The sequence below is a fragment of the Paenibacillus sp. GXUN7292 genome, assembly GCF_050864975.1.
Classification (GTDB): Bacteria; Bacillota; Bacilli; order Paenibacillales; family Paenibacillaceae; genus Pristimantibacillus.
Map to the genome: position 1 here is coordinate 112,974 of NZ_JBOZWO010000010.1, position 16,536 is coordinate 129,509.

The window sequence follows — 16,536 nt, forward strand, 5'->3', positions numbered from 1 at the left end:
AACGATGAGTTTATTTGATTTAACTGGCAAAACAGCCATTGTAACCGGTGCAGGACGCGGACTTGGCGCAGCTATAGCGATTGGCCTAGCCAAGGCGGGAGCCGATGTGGCGCTTGTAACCAACAGCACGCCTGCTGATCAGACTGCATCCGAAATTACTAAGCTTGGACGTAAAGCGATAACGATACAAACAGATGTAGCTGACCGCAGCAAGCTTCCAGTTATTATCGAACGCACAGTTGCTGAGCTGGGCAAGCTTGATATTTTGGTAAACAATGCAGGGATCATTCGCCGTACGCCTGCGGACAAGCATAGCTATGAGGACTGGCAGGATGTACTTGATGTTAATCTGAATTCTGTATTCGTGCTTTGCCAGCTGGCAGGCCAGCACATGATTGAGCAAGGCTCTGGCAAAATTATTAACGTAGCTTCCATGCTCTCCTTCCAGGGCGGCATTACGGTTCCTGGCTATACATCAAGCAAACATGCCGTAGCTGGTCTTACAAAGGCGCTTGCCAATGAGTGGGCCTCCAAAGGCGTTCAGATCAACGCGATCGCACCTGGCTACATGAGCACGGATAACACCGAAGCGCTGCGCAATGATCCTGTTCGCAGCAAATCAATTCTCGAGCGTATTCCTGCAGGCAGATGGGGAACCTCTGAGGATTTGGTCGGTCCTGCCGTGTTCCTTGCTTCGGCGGCATCCGATTATATGAATGGCCATATTCTAGCTGTTGATGGCGGCTGGCTTGTAAGATAAAAGGATAGAAGACGGGGCTGTCCCAAAAGTCATAAATGACTTAGGACGGCCCTTCTTCATTTAGTGAAAAAAAGAAACCGTTTCTTGGTAAAATGGAAGTGTGACCCACCATTTACGTAAGGAACGGTTTCTTTATATATTCAATATACCCTGGATCAACTTTATCTGCCAATGGACTTGGAGGACGACATTCCTCCCCATCACTCCTTTTTGTCGTTGCCCAATTTAAAAATAACTATTGCACAGCATGCACCAACTATGGTAATATTTGAAGTCCGTTACGACTTACCCAAAATATAAGAATAATAAGATTACAGCTTAGATTTGCCTCTTATATTTCACCGAGAAACGAATGCGTCCTCAGGCAAGGACATGCAGCGTTTCCATTCGCCCTCACCGCAACACAATTGCATGTATTACAGCACGCGTTGTCCTTTCCTATGGCTGCTGCTTGTTTCGACTTGCTTTCACTACTTTAAGCTGGGCAACGATGATTACGCTAATGATAACAAGCAGAAACCACGAGCTTAATTTACCAAATCCAACAATTTTCCAAACGACCTGCTGATCGGGATATTGCCAGGCACCTAGAAAGGTTGCAATATTTTCAGCCAGCCAAATGAAAAATCCAACCAGTAAAAAAGCTAGCGTAAGCGGCATAGTGTAAGTTCTATGTCTAACCGTATAGTATATTTTTGTTTTCCAAAAAACGATAAATACGAGCGCTGTCAGCCACCAACGAAAATCCGCTATAAAATGATGCGTAAAAAAATTGAAGTAAATCGCAGCGCCCAGTGAGCCGGCAATCACTAAGCCCGGCCAGCCCGTCATGTCCATTTTTAATCTGCGCCATACTTGGCACATAAAGCTGGCAACGCTAGCGTACATAAAGCCGCTATACAAAGGGACACCATACAGCTTGGTTAGCGCCGGTTCCGGATAAGCCCAGGAGCCCATATGCACCTTGTACAGTTCCAGCATAAGGCCGATGATATGAAACACGCAAATGACCTTTAGCTCATCCACCGTTTCAAGTCCGCTGATAACCATGAGCAGCTGGACAGCCAGCAGGACGAGCAGTATAAGATCATAGCGAGCGATAAAGGGCAGGTCAATCCATTTGGAGACTGCCAAGGTGCCGAATATAGCGACTGGAAAAATACAGCTCATCGCTTGGTGGTAGCCAAAATGAAGCAGCTGCGTGAAAGCAGTGCCAAACTGAAATTGCTTGGAAACAGCCATAAAATAATATGCTCCATTCCTTAGAAGTTATGAAAGTAGTGTATCACATAATACGAGATAGGAGAGCAGTTTATGAGTAATGTCATTCGTCTGGAAGGAATTACAAAAAGTTTTAAAGTCGCACAGCGGTCCGCAGGGATGAAGGAAGCAGTCAAGGCGCTGTTTCATCGGCAGTACAAAATAGTAGAGGCGCTTAAAAATATTTCGTTTACGGTGCAGGAAGGAGAAATTGTCGGTTATATCGGCCCTAACGGGGCAGGAAAATCTACGACTATAAAAGTGATGAGCGGCATATTGGTTCCAGACAGTGGAAGCTGCAGTATTTTGGGCTGTACACCATGGCAGGAAAGGGTGCAGTACGTGGGGCAAATCGGGGCAGTCTTTGGCCAGAGATCGCAGCTGTGGTGGGATGTTCCGGTTATTGATTCCTTCGAGCTGCTGCGCGATATATATCGTATTCCGCACTCGATGTACCGCAGTAATTTAACGATGCTTACAGAGCGTTTGGGGCTTGCGGAGCTGCTTCATACGCCAGTCCGCCAGCTAAGCCTTGGGCAGCGGATGCGCTGCGAAATTGCGGCATCCTTGCTTCATAGTCCGCGGATTTTATTTCTCGATGAACCTACGATCGGCCTTGACGCTGTCAGCAAGCTAGCCGTCAGGTCATTTATTAAACAGCTCAATGAGGAGACTGGTGTTACCGTCATTCTAACGACTCATGATATGAGCGATATTGAAGCGCTGGCTCATCGTATTATAATGATCGGCAAAGGAACGCTGCTTTACGATGGGACATTAGAGCGGCTGCGTCATACTTATGGCTCAGAGCGAGTAGTAACCGTTGATTTTATCAACAGAGTGCCGGATAGTTTGGAGCCGGTTGATCTTAATGGTGCTAGCCGGCTGATGTGGTCGAGGGAACGCGCGATGTACGCCTTTAACGCAGAGAAGGCAACGCTGGCCCAGCTTATTAATCAGCTGTCCGATAAGGTTGAAGTCGTTGATGTCGCCGTTGAAGCCAAGCAGATCGATGAGTTAATTATTAAGCTGTATGAGGAACATAAAATATGAATAAATATATGGCGGTTTGGAGATTAACCTTTTTAAATGGTTTGCAATATCGCACAGCTGCGCTCGCCGGGCTATCGACACAGCTATTTTTCGGCTTTATATTTATTATGATTTTTTCGGCCTTTTATAGCAGTACATCAGCAGCTCAGCCAATGAGCTGGAATGAGCTCGTAAATTATATATGGCTGCAGCAGATTTTTTTGTCATTTGTCATGCTTTGGTTCCGTGATCCTGCGTTGTTCGAGCTAATTACAAGCGGCAATATCGCATATGAGCTTTGCCGTCCGGCACATCTGTACCCATTATGGTATATGAAGCTGCTTGCCCAAAGAATAGCGAGCGCACTGCTCCGATGCATTCCCATTATGCTTATCGTATTTGTATTGCCGGCGCATTACAGGATGACTCTTCCGCCCTCAGCCTTGCAGCTGCTCGTATTTATCATTGCGTTGTTTACTGGGCTATTGCTCATTGTAGCGATTTCGATGCTGATTTATATTTCTGTATTTTGGACCTTGAATCCGGTCGGCTCGATTTTGCTGTTTGCCGTAGGCGGCGAATTTTTTGCGGGTCTGGTCATACCGGTTCCGCTTATGCCAGCCTGGCTGAGGGAAATAACGTATTTTTTACCGTTTCGCTGGACAACCGATTTCCCGTTTCGCGTGTACTCCGGGCATATCCCTGTTCTGGAAGCGTGGCTTGGCATAGCTATTCAGCTGGTTTGGCTGCTCCTGCTTGTAACAGCTGGCTATATGCTCATGAAAAAAGCACTTAAGCAAATCGTTATACAAGGAGGATAGCTGCAATGAACTTATATTTTAAATATTTGGCCATTCATTTTAAATCGCAGCTGCAATATCGGACCTCATTCTTGCTGCTTTGCATCGGCCAGTTTTTTATTCCGTTTACTGTTTTTGCCGGCATGTATTTTCTATTTGAGCGTTTTGGACAGCTGCAGGGCTGGAGCTTCTATGAGGTGGCATTATGCTTTGCGGTTATTCATTTGGCTTTTTCGCTGGGAGAATGCTTCTGCCGCGGCTTCGACGCCTTTTCCAGCCTCGTTGCGGGCGGCGGCTTCGATCGGCTGCTTGTACGGCCGCGCGGTACGGTTGTACAGGTGCTGGGCTCGAAGTTTGAATTCACTAGATTTGGCCGCCTGCTGCAAAGCATAGTTGTATTGATATGGGCGCTGAGCGGCTTGCCCATTGCTTGGAGTGTTATTAAAATAGCAACGCTCATCAGCATGGTAGTAAATGGCGTATTTATTTTTGCGGGTATTTTTATCATTATGGCAACGTTTTGCTTCTGGACGATTCAGGGACTGGAGGTAGCTAACGTGTTTACCGACGGGGGGCGAGAGATGGCGCAGTATCCGCTAAATATTTATGAGAAGTGGGTGACAAAATGGTTTACCTTTATCATCCCATTTGGCGCTGTTAGCTACTTGCCGCTTATGTATTTACTGGATAAGCAGGAAGGCAGCGAGCTGCTTGCTTTGCTGCTGCCTTTTGCAGGCCTGCTGTTTTTAATTCCGTGCTTGCTTATATGGCGCTTTGGCGTCAAGCATTACCGTTCCACAGGATCATAACATGCCGGTGCTCAAATAGCTAAAAGCTCAGGAGAAAGCGGCTTATGGTCAAGCCATTGGTCGATGGTGCTGTTGAATAGCTGCGGATTGGCTAGCGATATGCCGTGGCCGATATTTGGAAAGATGATGCCAGTGCAGTCATTGCCGCTTTTAACGAGCGCCTCGGCTGATTGCCGCATCATCTTTTTTTCGAGCATGCCTACGGTTACAAGAATTTTTGCGGTTGACTTCTCAAATCCATTCGGAATGCTGAAGCTCATATTTTCCTGCATAACGCTAAGCAGATTATTCAGCTGAGTGTGCTTGCTTTCTTGATAATACAGCTCGAATTGATGAGATGGTATGTACAGCTCTTTAGCTTGAAGCTTGGCAAAAAATTTGCTGCGAGTAAGCGGCAAGCTTAACGCAAGCATCGGCTTAAGCCAAAGTTTGGCGGAAGGCATTGGCTTTACGAGCGCGCTGTTAATAATGGCATAGTGGATAAGATTTGGCTCTTGCGCCAGCATTTCGACTAAAACCTGGGCACCGAGCGAAAAACCGGTAACAATGACTGTTTTTCCGCCAGCCAGCTGCTTGATCAAGCGATTAATGACAGCCGCGCTTCCGGCTATAGAAAACGGCTCTGCGGACTGGCTTTTGCCTTGTGCGGGCAAGTCTGGAACGATACAGTGAAACGATTTGCTGAAGTGCTTGACCTGTTCCTCCCACATATAGCCGCTCACGCCTCCACCATGCAAAAACACGAACATTGGATCGGCGGGATTGCCAAATTGCTCATAAAATAAAGTCAAAGTATCAACCTCCTACCGTAATTGTACTATAAACAAGCTTAAAGAAGCTGTTTCAAAATAAAAGAAAGTATACGTTACTACCTTATTCCTCTTCTTATAATTGACCGGTAAACGCGCTTGCCCAAGGACGGCGAAGCCGTTTATCCTTGAAATATAGGAAAGGATATGTTTTTCTTACTTTTTATCTCCTATATTTTATCATCCAGTGTTTAACTTTTTTTGCTTTGCGTTCCGCCATTATTTCAAGTATGATGGATTACAAGCGTTTACGGCTTTAATAATGGACTTTTGTTCAGATCGAAGGAGTTAAGTTACATGTCATCGAAAACTAATCATTGTAAAATTGTCGATTGTACAATTCGTGACGGCGGACTCGTCAATAATTGGGACTTCAGTGTTGAGTTTGTTCAGCATTTGTACAATAGCCTGAATGAAGCTGGCGTAGATTATATGGAGATTGGCTATAAAAACTCGCCGAAGCTTTTGAAGGGTGCGGAAGATGCAGGCCCTTGGCGTTTTCTAAATGATGATTTTTTGAAAAAAGTCATTCCTAACAAAGGCAATACGAAGCTGTCTGCACTTGTAGATATCGGCCGTGTAGATGAGAGCGATATTTTGCCGCGCAGCGAAAGCATGATCGATCTTATTCGTGTAGCTTGCTACATACAAGATGTTGATAAAGCGCTTGAGCTTGTGCAGGTGTTCCATGATCGCGGTTATGAGACGACGCTTAACATAATGGCATTATCTAACGTTATGGAAAACCAGCTAGTAGAAGCTTTCCAGCAAATTGCTGATAGCGTAGTTGATGTTGTTTATGTAGTAGACTCGTACGGCAGCTTGAAGCCAAGCGACATGACTTATCTTGTTAGAAAATTTAAAGAGCATTTGCCTAATAAGCGTTTAGGCGTTCATGCTCATAACAATATGCAGCTGGCCTTTGCGAACACGCTAATTGCTGCTGAAGAAGGAGTAGAGCTGCTTGATGCTTCCGTATACGGCATGGGCCGTGCTGCCGGCAACTGCAATACGGAGCTGCTAGTAGCCGAGCTGAAAAATACGAAGTACAATGTACGTCCAGTGCTGGATATGATCGAGAAATTTATGATTCCTCTTCGTGAAAAAGAAGAGTGGGGCTATATTATTCCTTACATGATTACTGGTATTTTGGACGAGCATCCGCGCTCTGCTATGGCGCTGCGCAACTCGCCTGACAAGGATAAAGCGGTTGAATTTTACGATCGCTTGACTACGCCAGAGGTAGTAGTTCGCAAGTAAAGAAAGTATGCAATCAAAGACACGTAATTAAATTGCTGCCGAAGCTACCGTGGCATTTAGAGCGCACAGACATGTTCTGTGCGCTTTAATGCTGATTTAAGACAAATCGATTAAACAAGTTTGGAACCGAGATGCGGAAGTGTCCGTCTTTGTGCGCCAATTGTGGTAGCTAAGTGCATTTTGTGCATTGCGCCAACTGTAGTTTTTCTTACAGATCCAGTCGGCGTCACGTTGAAACAACACAATGCAATGTATATGAAAAGCCTCAAAAAAACAATTGTATATGAAATTTCATATACATTACACAGAAAACCCTCGAAAAACACAATTGTACATGAAAAACCATACAGAATCGGCCGCCGCCAGCTCCAAACAGCACAATGTATATGAAATTTCATATACATTACACAGAAAAGCCCCGAAAAACACAATTGTATATGAAATTTCATACAGAATCGGCCGTGCCAGCTCCAAACGTCACAATGTATATGAAAATTCATATACATTACACAGAAAAGCCCCGAAAAACACAATTGTACATGAAAAACCATACAGAATCGACCATCACCAGGTCCAAACGGCTAAATGTATATGAATAATCATGTACATTACGCAGGTGCACAAGATTCTATCCGCAGAAAAAAATCGCCTATCTCGCCTATTTCACCTGTAGAAACAGGCGAGATAGGCGATTTTTTTCAGGCTGCTATAAATAAAGCCCCGGAAACGGGGCTTTTCTGACATCATCAGACCGCTGCAAACGGTCTTTGGTCTAGGTCTGATGCGAACGTAGCCAGTAAATTAGAACAGCTTCCCTTGGCGATATAACGCTGTGGACAGCTTCATGACGGCATGCTTGAAGCAGTTTTGGCGCAGTGCCAACTGGCTGGCGAAGAAAGCTGGCAGTATGCTGTTCATCGTTTTTTGCATTTTGGCATATAGCAGCTTGTAAACTTCCTCTTCGCTATAAAACTGCGTCTCCCTGCCTTGCAGCCATTCGAAATAGGATACGATAACGCCGCCGGCATTGGCTAAAATATCCGGAATGATAATGGTGCCTTTGCTCGCCAGCGCCTCATCCGCCTCACCCGTAACCGGGGCGTTCGCGCCTTCAACGATTAAGCGAGCCTGGACTTTATCGACGTTGTCCTTGTGCAGCTGATCCTGTAGTGCAGCCAAAAACAATACGTCTACATCCAAATAAAGCACAGCTTCCCGATCAAGTATTTCTGCTGAAACACCAAGCTCCTGCAGCTCCTCGGCCGTAGTCGGCAAATCACCCATATGACGCGAGGAATACTCAAGCAGAGTTGGAATCGGCAACCCTTCTGCGCTGTACAATGTCACATTGCGGTCGCTTACTGCTACTACCTTGCCATTGATATAAGGACAACGGTAAGCTTCCATCGCAGCAGCGGCGCCAACATTGCCGAAGCCCTGTACGGCCATCGTAAGAGGGCGCGGACGATCGGCAAGCTGCAGCAGGGAGGAAGCAAAAGAACCGGACGAGGCCGTAAGTGTATCACGCTGATCCTTCAGAAAATCATGCAGCATATAGCGGAAAGTAAAATACACGCCTTTGCCTGTTGCCTCTCTTCTTCCGAGCGAACCTCCGCTTATGATGCTTTTACCAGTAAAGCTGCCGAGATAGGGCTTGCCTGGATTAATGCTTTTATATTCGGACATCATCCAGTCCATCTCGCGCTCGCCGCTGCCCATATCAGGAGCGGGAATGTCTTTATCAGGACCGAGTATGTCGTTAAAGTATTGCACATATTTTTTGCAAATTAAGTTAAGCTCTTTCTCGGTGTAATGACGAGGATTAATAATAATGCCGCCTTTACCGCCGCCAAAAGGAACTTCATGCAATGCGTTTTTTAGTGTCATAAGCGCTGCCAGATTCGTAACTTCCTGCTCATTGACCGACTCGTGAAAACGTACGCCGCCCTTGTAGGGGCCGAGTGTATCGTTATGTTGAATGCGATAGGCCGGAATACGCTTCAAATCGCCATTTTCAAGCGGAATGCGCAAAAACGCTTTATGTACTTTATTTGGCGTAGACAGTATTGCTGCGAGGGACTGAAAAGCCTGTTCCCGGTGGTGTCCCGTCATGTTGGGGAGAAAGGATGCGTCTCCCATAAGAGCCTGAAGCGATTGCTGAACGATTTCATCTGTTTGACTTGCCATAAGCGAAAAATCCCCCTTGTTGTTAAGTATTGATTTTTGCAAAAGTGGTAAGAAAAGCAGCTAGCTATTAGTAAAGCTTATAGTAAGTATAACATAGTTTATTAAAATATAAGAAAGTATACGTTTTTGAAACCTTATATCTGTTCTTATATTTTATCGGTAAACGCGCCTGTCCCAAAGGACGGCGGAGCCGTTTATCCTTATCCATTATTGTTCTTTTGCTCATCCTTTAGTACACTGTAGCTGAATATTAGAAAGAGGGAGAGCTGTCATGCAAATAAAAATAGGAATTATTGGCGCCAGGCACGCCGTCGATAAGCTGCTAAAGACGATAATCGCATTTCCGACATTTGCGCCTGTTTCTGCCTACGCCAAAAATGATGAAGAGCTGCTCGTCATTGCAGAGCGAATGAAGGATGAGGTGGAGGTGCTGCTGCTATTTGGCGCGCAATCGCATCGAAAGGTGAAAGAGAAGCTGCAGCTGGCGATTCCCGTTCATTATGTTCCGCTGACGGGTGCCGGATTGTACAGAACATTGTTCAACGCCCTGCAGGCAAACAAGCTCTCCGGCGGCATATCGGTTGATACATTGACCAAATCTATGGTGATGAGCGCTTTAAAGGAGCTGGGCTTGGAGCAATTGCCTGTCTATGTGTATAAAGGCCCCGCGCATGATTCGCACGAGCATCTGTTTCAGTTTCATTACGAGCATGCGCAAAAAGGCGCTTGCACGATCGCTATTTCCGGCGATGAGAAGGTTGTCCGCCAGCTTGCAGAAGCCGGTGTAGCCAGCCAGTGGCTTATTCCTTCGGAGCAGGACATGACAGTAGCGCTCGAGCGCGCGCTTTTGTCGACAGAATCAAGACGCAGCAAGGAATCGCAAATCGTTGTCGGCATGATTAACGTGGATGAATTCGGCAAGCTTGTGATGAAGCGCAGCAATGAGCATGAGGTGCAGAAGCTGAAGCTGGAAATTCATCGCATGGTGCTTGATTATGTTGAATCGCTGGATGGATATTTGACGACGCTCGGCGGAGATGAGTATTTGTTTTTTACAACCCGCGGCATTTTTGAACGCGAAACAGGCGGCTACAAAAACATTCCCCTTGCCAAGGAAGCGAGCCAGGCGCACGGCTTATCGCTTAGCTTTGGAGTCGGCTTTGGCACTTCCGCGAATGAGGCAGGCACTAATGCGAGATCTGCGCTGCGCAAATCCAAGGACGCCGGGGGCAACGCATGCTTTATCGTGCGTGAGGATTTAACATGGATCGGTCCGCTGGAGATGGCAGATCCCGTTCAAACTGTACTTGCTCCGACGGATGCGGAGCTTATTAAACGTGCCGAGGAAGCGGGAATGACGAATGCTTATTTAAGCAAGCTGCTTGCTAATATGGCACGATTCGGCAAGTATGAATATAAAGTTCATGAGCTTGCAGCATTGCTCAATATTACGGTGAGAAGCAGTCATCGCTTATTGCAGCTTTGGATTGACAATGGACTGGTAGATATATCCGGGATGGAGAAGGTGCCGCGCGGAAGACCGCGTCAAGTATTCAGATTTTCTTTTCTCGAATAATAAAATCGTCTTGCTCTACTAGCAAATAGTTTGTCTCGCCTGGCATAAATCAGCAGGTTTGCCCGAATAGAGCAAACTGTTCTTTCTTGTAAAAAAGTTGAAGTTTTTTCCGTCCATTTAAAGACGATTTAAAGATTTGTCTTTATATATGTCCTATCGTTATGATAGAAATGAAAGAAAGCTGAAGGAGGAGAAAATAGAAAATGAGAACAGTTGAAGAACTAGAAGCGAAGCTGGCGACGCCATCGGAAGCGCTTATTAAAGATTTGGCCGATGTTGAAGGCGATATTATGATTTTGGGTGTAGGCGGCAAGATGGGTCCTAGCCTTGCAAGATTAGCTGTTAACGCTATACGTGAAGGCGGCTTGAACAAAAGAGTTATCGGTGTTTCACGCTTTTCCAGCCAGGAAGCTAGAAATGAATTAGAAGCAGCTGGAGTAGAAACTATTACTTGCGATTTGCTTAACGATGAAGAATTGAATGCGCTGCCAGAGGTAGCGAATATTATATATATGGCAGGCAATAAATTCGGCACGACTGGCCGCGAGCATTTTACTTGGGCGATGAATACGTATTTGCCAGGCCGCGTTGCGGAAAAATTTAAAAACTCGCGTATCGTCGTTTTTTCATCCGGCAATATTTATCCGTTTATGAATTATGGCAGCGGCGGCGCGAACGAATCTGTAGCTCCTGAACCGATTGGTGAATATGCGCAGTCGACGCTTGGACGCGAAAGAATTTTTGAATATCATGGCCGCAAAAACGAAACGCCAATGCTATTTTACCGTTTGAACTATGCGATCGATATGCGTTACGGCGTATTGCTTGAGGTTGCAAAAGCTGTACATGAAGGACGTCCTATTAATTTGGCGATGGGGCATGCCAACGTAATTTGGCAGGGAGATGCGAATTCCATGGCGCTGCGCTGTCTGGCGCATTGCTCGAATCCGCCGGAGCTAATGAATATTACAGGCCCGGAAACATTGTCGATCCGCTGGGCGGCACAGCAGTTTGCGAAGCGTATGGGCAAGGAAGCGATTTTTGAAGGAACGGAATCAGAGCTGGCATTGCTAAATAATGCTTCCAAGTCTCATCAAATATTTGGCTATCCGGAAGTATCCTTGCTGCAAATGATCGATTGGATTACTGAGTGGGTTGAGAACGACGGTGCAACTTGGGATAAACCGACAGGCTTCCAAGAAAGAAAGGGGAAATTCTAATGCAAGCAACACTTTCTGCAGAAATGCTGGCAGCGCTGCACGACGGAATCGTCATTCCGGCGCATCCGCTCGCCTTGGATGAAAACCGCAAGCTGGATGAACGCTATCAAAGAGCGCTGAGCCGCTATTATCTTGCTTCTGGCGCAGGTGGAATCGCAGTGGGCGTGCATTCCACACAATTTGAAATTAGAGACAAAGAGCATGATCTGTTCGAGACGGTGCTTAGAATGGCTGCTGAGGAGCGCGCCAAGGCTAAGCTGGATCATCCGTTTATTATGGTAGCCGGCATTTGCGGCCCTACAGAGCAGGCTCTTAATGAAGTGAAGATTGCGCTTAAGCATGGCTATGATGCGGCCCTGTTAAGCATGGGCGGTCTAACGGATTGGACGGAGGAAGCTATTCTTGAACGCACGAAGCAAGTAGCTGCGCAAATTCCGGTTATTGGCTTCTATTTGCAGCCATCTGTCGGTGGACGTATTTTCACTTATGATTTCTGGCGTAGATTCGCCGATATTGAGAATGTTGTTGCGATCAAAATGGCGCCGTTCAACCGTTACCAAACGATCGATGTTGTACGCGCTGTATGCAACTCCAGCCGCAGAGATCAAATTGCGCTTTACACGGGTAATGACGACAATATCGTTGCAGACCTGTTCACAACCTACCGCTTCCAGGTAGACGGAGCAGCTGTCGAAAAAAGAATCGTAGGCGGCCTGCTTGGCCATTGGGCAGTGTGGACGAATAAGGCGGTTGAAATGCTTGAGCAAATTAAAAAAGCCCGCCAGCTTGGCTCTATTGAAACGAAATGGCTTACGACTAATATAGAGGTAACCGATTGCAACGCTGCTTTCTTTGATCCGGCACATGCATTCAGCGGCTGTATTCCGGGCATACATGAAGTATTGCGCAGACAAGGCTTGCTCAAGGGAACTTGGTGCTTGAATCCTCATGAGCAGCTGTCGCCTGGACAATCTGAAGAAATTGATCGTGTCTACCGCGATTACCCGCATTTGAACGATGATTCATTTGTGGCTGCACATCTTCAGCAATGGCTTGAGGATTAATTATTTGGGAGGCTAGGACATGAGGTTCAAGGATGTATTCTCCATTATCGGTCCCAGCATGGTTGGACCTTCAAGCTCCCATACTGCAGGCGCAGTCAGGCTTGGAAGAACCGCCAGGCAATTGCTGGGCGAGCTGCCGGAGCGTGCAGACATCGTTCTTTACGGCTCATTTGCTGATACGTATAAAGGGCATGGCACTGATCTTGCATTAGTTGCAGGCTTGCTAGACTTTGATACCGACGACCCCCGTGTGCGCAGATCGCTCGATATTAGCGAGGAAATTGGCATGGAAGTCTCATTTAGTACAGCGGTGAAGCCTGGGGTTCATCCTAATACAGCTTCCATTACAGCATATCGGCAAGGCAAAAGCATTAAAATGACAGGCTGCTCTATCGGCGGAGGAAATATCGAAGTCATCGGAATCGATGACTTCGATATTAAATTTACTGCAGCCTATCCAACCTTAATTATTTTTCATCAGGATCGCTCTGGCATCATTTCGGACGTAACGAGCAAGCTGAAAGAAGCTAAAGCAAATATAGGATTTATGGAAGTAGACCGAAAATCTCGCAGCGGCGCTGTATTAACTGTGATTGAATGCGATGGGCAATTACCGCAAACAATTAGAGAGGATATCGCGTCTATTTCGAATGTGCAGCAAGTGCGCTTAATTGATCTGACAGCAAAAGAGGGGATCGAATGAGATTTTCCAGTTTAAGGCAGCTTGAGCAGCTTTGTGCCGAAGAAAGTCTGACTATGGGCCAATTAATGATAATGGAACAGGCAGCAGAATCGGGCAAGGAAAAGGCTGATATTATAAAGCAAATGGCCAATTATTACGAAGTGATGAAGGAAGCTGTCCATAAAGGCATCAATGAAGACACAACTTCCCGCAGCGGGCTTGTCGGAGGAGATGCGAAGCGGGTTCATGAGCTTAAAACAAGCGGCAATACAGCGCTTGGTGAAGAAGCCAGCACTGCACTTGCTTATGCGCTGGCGGTATCTGAAGTGAACGCTTCAATGGGAAGAGTGATTGCAACGCCTACTGCTGGCTCCTGCGGCATTATCCCAGGTGTTTTTGTAAGCGCGCAGCAGCGCTATGGCTGGTCAGATGAGCATATGGTAACCGGACTGTTCAGCGCAGGTGCGATCGGATTTGTTATTGCCAATCAATCCTTCGTTTCCGGTGCCGAGGGAGGCTGTCAGGCTGAAGTTGGCTCAGCGATCGCTATGGCTGCGGGAGCATTAACAGAGCTGCGTGGCGGTACGGTCAATCAGGCGATACATGCTGTTGGGCTGGCGCTTAAAAATTCGCTGGGATTAATTTGTGATCCTGTTGGCGGGCTCGTGGAAATTCCATGTATCGTACGAAACGGCTTCGGAGCAGTAACCGCGATGACAGCTTCGGACATGGCGATGGCAGGCGTACGCAGCGTGATCCCTTCTGACGAGGTCATTGATGTGATGCGTGATGTAGGCAACGCCATGCCAGAAAAATATAGAGAAACGGCAAAAGGCGGATTGGCGGCGACGCCAACGGGTAAAACCATTATGAAGCGGCTTTATGGAAAGGAGATACAATAGTATGTCTTTTGACGTTATAAAGCAGCAAGCGGTGGCCATGCAGGAGGAGCTCGTAGCATTTCGCCGCGAGCTGCACTTGTTTCCAGAGCTAAGCCTGCAGGAAAGTGAAACATCCCGTAAAGTAAAGCAAGAGCTCGAACAAATCGGCGCAATCATTAAAACCGATCCTGATGGGTTCGGTTTTATTGCTGAATTTAAAGGCGAGGAAGCTGGTCCGGTTATTGCGCTGCGCGCTGATATGGACGCGCTGCCGATCGAAGAAGAGACAGCGGTTCCTTTTGCTTCAAAAAATAAAGGAGTTATGCATGCTTGCGGCCATGATGGGCATACTGCCATGCTCATGGGCGCAGCAAAGATTATTGCCAAGCAATCGTTTAAAGGTACGATACGCTTGCTGTTTCAAGCGGCGGAAGAAATTAATGCAGGCGCCAAATCATTAATCGCTGCAGGAGCGCTTGACGGTGTTAGCGAAATTTATGGACTGCACAATTTGCCGACACTGCCTGCTGGGATGGCTGCTACAAGAAGCGGTTCTTTAATGGGATCTGTCGATCGGATCGAGATAAAACTGGAGGGCAAGGGAGGACATGGCGCTATACCTGATCAAAGCATTGATCCCGTAGTAGCCGCCTCTGCTATCGTTATGGGACTCCAAACGATTGTAAGCAGAGAAATATCACCGTTTCAGCCAGTTGTCGTTACAATCGGCAGTATACAATCGGGTATTGCCAACAATGTTATTCCTCATTATGCAGAGATGACAGGCACAATTAGAACATTTGATCCAGCTGTGCAGGCGGGGATGCATAAACGTATTGAAAGAATTGTAAAGCAAATTGCAGCAAGCTATCGCTGCGAAGCAAATTTGAAATATATTTCGCAAACACCTGTCCTGGTTAATCACGAGCAGCCGCTAGAGCATATGGAGACTGTCATCGACGAAGTTATTGGGCGTAATAATCGTGTTGAAGCAGCACCGACGCTGGCGGGGGAAGATTTTTCAGTTTATTTGCAATCGGTTCCCGGCTGTTTCTTCTGGCTCGGCGCCGGTCCAGCCGAGAATGCTGATCAAGCATTCGGGCTTCATCACCCGAAGTATAACTTGAATGAGGATTGCTTGGCGCACGGAACTGCTTTACTCGCAGCAATTGCGCTGCAGCGGCTGGCCGAGCTTGGCGGCTATAAGCTATAGAACTGGCGTTGCCGCTGTTGGTTCAATGAAATGTTTAACCACCGAAGTACGAATGTTATATAAGAAAAGGATACTAAGGATGCTATTGCGCATCCTTTTTTTGATTTCTGTGCGAGTCTCAGCTAATTATGAGCTCATTTTGAAAACTAACAGTTCGCAGAAAAATACTAATGAGCAGAAATCCGATACGCCCCAATATCTAACGATTTCGCAGAAGTGCCTCGCATAATGGGAGTCCAGAGGTCTAGCTTCTAACGGTTGCCACTTGCGCTATTTCGATGAAATTAGCTCATTTAAACTTGTAACGGTTGCCTTGAGGGTTATTGCGTCCTTTTCTGAAGAAATAAGTAGTTTATTGGGGATTTAAGCTCGATAGTAACCGTTAGAAAATATAATATGCGATTTTAGCGAGAATAGCCTTTGTAGCAACCGTTAGAGTCAAACATTACTCACCAGCTGGTCAGTCGTTCCGTTATTACATCCAAAATCGCAGTTTTGAGGCAGCAAAATGACAGTCGTTCCGTTAATGATCCATAAATCGCAGAAGAAGTCTCAATTATTACCGAATAGCGGAACGTGTGACCAGCTCGATTCAATTTTGCGCAACTGTAAAAAATTTACGTTTGCGAGGATTATCTTTCCGAAATATGATGGATGCAGAAGCTGCTTCTAAGAATCGAAACGATGCATGGAGCATGCGATATAAAAAGCAGCATCATCCATATATTGCAAGGACAGAGCTGTTATTTCAAGGTAAGCTGTAATTAGCTGAAAAATAATAAATAATAATTATGGTTTTCTACTAGTTTAGCAAATTCCACACGCTTTAAACCCTTGATACTGCTGGTTTTTCACGGAATGTCATCCCTTTTTGAGGCGAAAAAGAATAGCCTGTGAAAACGCTATCTTTACGTTTTTGGATGCGGAATCTACAATTCGAATTAGCCGATCTGAACGGCCGGCTGACGAAATAATTGAATACA

General features: G+C 46.3%; 14 protein-coding genes. 11 read left to right on the forward strand and 3 right to left on the reverse strand.

Translation table 11 applies throughout. From position 1 onward, the window contains the following. Positions 1 to 4 precede the first annotated feature (4 nt). The gene (gene kduD / locus ACRRU2_RS11055; RefSeq protein ID WP_331697181.1) at positions 5 to 760 is read left to right on the forward strand and encodes a 2-dehydro-3-deoxy-D-gluconate 5-dehydrogenase KduD; all 756 of its coding nucleotides are present in this window, start codon (positions 5 to 7) and stop codon (positions 758 to 760) included. A 438-nt stretch (positions 761 to 1,198) separates the two neighbouring features. Here the strand turns inward: kduD and ACRRU2_RS11060 are convergent, their stop codons facing one another. Beyond that, entirely contained in the window at positions 1,199 to 2,002 is an 804-nt protein-coding gene (locus ACRRU2_RS11060) for a DUF817 domain-containing protein (RefSeq protein ID WP_331697180.1), read from the reverse strand. Positions 2,003 to 2,074: 72 nt separating this feature from the next. Between ACRRU2_RS11060 and ACRRU2_RS11065 the strand changes: the two genes are divergently transcribed. Genes ACRRU2_RS11065 through ACRRU2_RS11075 form a run of 3 tightly spaced genes read left to right on the forward strand, consistent with a single transcriptional unit; the run spans position 2,075 to position 4,661 of the window. Then, the gene (locus ACRRU2_RS11065; protein ID WP_432501551.1) at positions 2,075 to 3,073 is read left to right on the forward strand and encodes an ABC transporter ATP-binding protein; all 999 of its coding nucleotides are present in this window, start codon (positions 2,075 to 2,077) and stop codon (positions 3,071 to 3,073) included. Beyond that, on the forward strand, positions 3,070 to 3,873 hold the full coding sequence (locus tag ACRRU2_RS11070) for an ABC transporter permease (RefSeq protein WP_331697178.1): 804 nt from the start codon (positions 3,070 to 3,072) through the stop codon (positions 3,871 to 3,873). The genes ACRRU2_RS11065 and ACRRU2_RS11070 overlap by 4 nt, the downstream gene beginning before the upstream one ends. A 5-nt stretch (positions 3,874 to 3,878) precedes the next feature. Next, complete coding sequence (locus tag ACRRU2_RS11075; RefSeq protein WP_331697177.1) at positions 3,879 to 4,661, forward strand: ABC transporter permease; 783 nt, start codon at positions 3,879 to 3,881, stop codon at positions 4,659 to 4,661. 11 nt (positions 4,662 to 4,672) lie between these two features. Here ACRRU2_RS11075 and ACRRU2_RS11080 read toward each other — a convergent pair whose 3' ends face one another. After that, a complete protein-coding gene (locus ACRRU2_RS11080) occupies positions 4,673 to 5,452 on the reverse strand; it encodes an alpha/beta fold hydrolase (RefSeq protein ID WP_331697176.1) in 780 nt (259 codons plus the stop codon). A gap of 315 nt (positions 5,453 to 5,767) precedes the next feature. On the opposite strand from ACRRU2_RS11080, the gene ACRRU2_RS11085 reads away from it, so the two are divergent. Beyond that, positions 5,768 to 6,730 (forward strand): aldolase catalytic domain-containing protein, encoded by a 963-nt coding sequence (locus ACRRU2_RS11085; protein WP_331697175.1) that lies wholly within the window; start codon positions 5,768 to 5,770, stop codon positions 6,728 to 6,730. 801 nt (positions 6,731 to 7,531) lie between these two features. On the opposite strand, the gene ACRRU2_RS11090 is transcribed toward ACRRU2_RS11085, so the two are convergent. Beyond that, a complete protein-coding gene (locus ACRRU2_RS11090) occupies positions 7,532 to 8,917 on the reverse strand; it encodes a Glu/Leu/Phe/Val family dehydrogenase (protein WP_331697174.1) in 1,386 nt (461 codons plus the stop codon). Between the two features lie 271 nt (positions 8,918 to 9,188). On the opposite strand from ACRRU2_RS11090, the gene ACRRU2_RS11095 reads away from it, so the two are divergent. The 6 genes from ACRRU2_RS11095 (at position 9,189) to ACRRU2_RS11120 (ending at position 15,553) form a co-directional block, all read left to right on the forward strand. Then, complete coding sequence (locus ACRRU2_RS11095; protein ID WP_331697173.1) at positions 9,189 to 10,493, forward strand: hypothetical protein; 1,305 nt, start codon at positions 9,189 to 9,191, stop codon at positions 10,491 to 10,493. A 203-nt stretch (positions 10,494 to 10,696) separates the two neighbouring features. Further along, a complete protein-coding gene (locus ACRRU2_RS11100) occupies positions 10,697 to 11,713 on the forward strand; it encodes an NAD-dependent epimerase/dehydratase family protein (RefSeq protein WP_432501555.1) in 1,017 nt (338 codons plus the stop codon). Continuing rightward, on the forward strand, positions 11,713 to 12,777 hold the full coding sequence (locus ACRRU2_RS11105) for a dihydrodipicolinate synthase family protein (protein ID WP_432501557.1): 1,065 nt from the start codon (positions 11,713 to 11,715) through the stop codon (positions 12,775 to 12,777). The genes ACRRU2_RS11100 and ACRRU2_RS11105 overlap by 1 nt, the downstream gene beginning before the upstream one ends. Before the next feature lie 19 nt (positions 12,778 to 12,796). Then, positions 12,797 to 13,480 carry an L-serine ammonia-lyase, iron-sulfur-dependent subunit beta gene (gene sdaAB / locus ACRRU2_RS11110; protein WP_432501560.1) on the forward strand — a complete coding sequence of 228 codons (684 nt, stop codon included), beginning with the start codon at positions 12,797 to 12,799 and terminating at the stop codon, positions 13,478 to 13,480. Next, positions 13,477 to 14,361 carry an L-serine ammonia-lyase, iron-sulfur-dependent, subunit alpha gene (gene sdaAA, locus ACRRU2_RS11115; protein WP_432501563.1) on the forward strand — a complete coding sequence of 295 codons (885 nt, stop codon included), beginning with the start codon at positions 13,477 to 13,479 and terminating at the stop codon, positions 14,359 to 14,361. Before sdaAB ends, sdaAA begins: the two co-directional genes overlap by 4 nt. Position 14,362: 1 nt before the next feature. Beyond that, entirely contained in the window at positions 14,363 to 15,553 is a 1,191-nt protein-coding gene (locus ACRRU2_RS11120; RefSeq protein ID WP_432501565.1) for a M20 metallopeptidase family protein, read from the forward strand. Positions 15,554 to 16,536: the final 983 nt, after the last annotated feature.

Bases quoted from the DNA above. Each gene is read 5' to 3' on its own strand.
- ACRRU2_RS11085 (WP_331697175.1), top strand. From the start codon at position 5,768: ATGTCATCGAAAACTAATCATTGTAAAATTGTCGATTGTACAATTCGT.
- sdaAA (WP_432501563.1), top strand. From the start codon at position 13,477: ATGAGATTTTCCAGTTTAAGGCAGCTTGAGCAGCTTTGTGCCGAAGAA.
- ACRRU2_RS11095 (WP_331697173.1), top strand. From the start codon at position 9,189: ATGCAAATAAAAATAGGAATTATTGGCGCCAGGCACGCCGTCGATAAG.
- ACRRU2_RS11105 (WP_432501557.1), top strand. From the start codon at position 11,713: ATGCAAGCAACACTTTCTGCAGAAATGCTGGCAGCGCTGCACGACGGA.
- ACRRU2_RS11070 (WP_331697178.1), top strand. From the start codon at position 3,070: ATGAATAAATATATGGCGGTTTGGAGATTAACCTTTTTAAATGGTTTG.
- sdaAB (WP_432501560.1), top strand. From the start codon at position 12,797: ATGAGGTTCAAGGATGTATTCTCCATTATCGGTCCCAGCATGGTTGGA.
- kduD (WP_331697181.1), top strand. From the start codon at position 5: ATGAGTTTATTTGATTTAACTGGCAAAACAGCCATTGTAACCGGTGCA.
- ACRRU2_RS11100 (WP_432501555.1), top strand. From the start codon at position 10,697: ATGAGAACAGTTGAAGAACTAGAAGCGAAGCTGGCGACGCCATCGGAA.
- ACRRU2_RS11120 (WP_432501565.1), top strand. From the start codon at position 14,363: ATGTCTTTTGACGTTATAAAGCAGCAAGCGGTGGCCATGCAGGAGGAG.
- ACRRU2_RS11060 (WP_331697180.1), bottom strand. From the start codon at position 2,002: ATGGCTGTTTCCAAGCAATTTCAGTTTGGCACTGCTTTCACGCAGCTG.
- ACRRU2_RS11075 (WP_331697177.1), top strand. From the start codon at position 3,879: ATGAACTTATATTTTAAATATTTGGCCATTCATTTTAAATCGCAGCTG.
- ACRRU2_RS11090 (WP_331697174.1), bottom strand. From the start codon at position 8,917: ATGGCAAGTCAAACAGATGAAATCGTTCAGCAATCGCTTCAGGCTCTT.
- ACRRU2_RS11065 (WP_432501551.1), top strand. From the start codon at position 2,075: ATGAGTAATGTCATTCGTCTGGAAGGAATTACAAAAAGTTTTAAAGTC.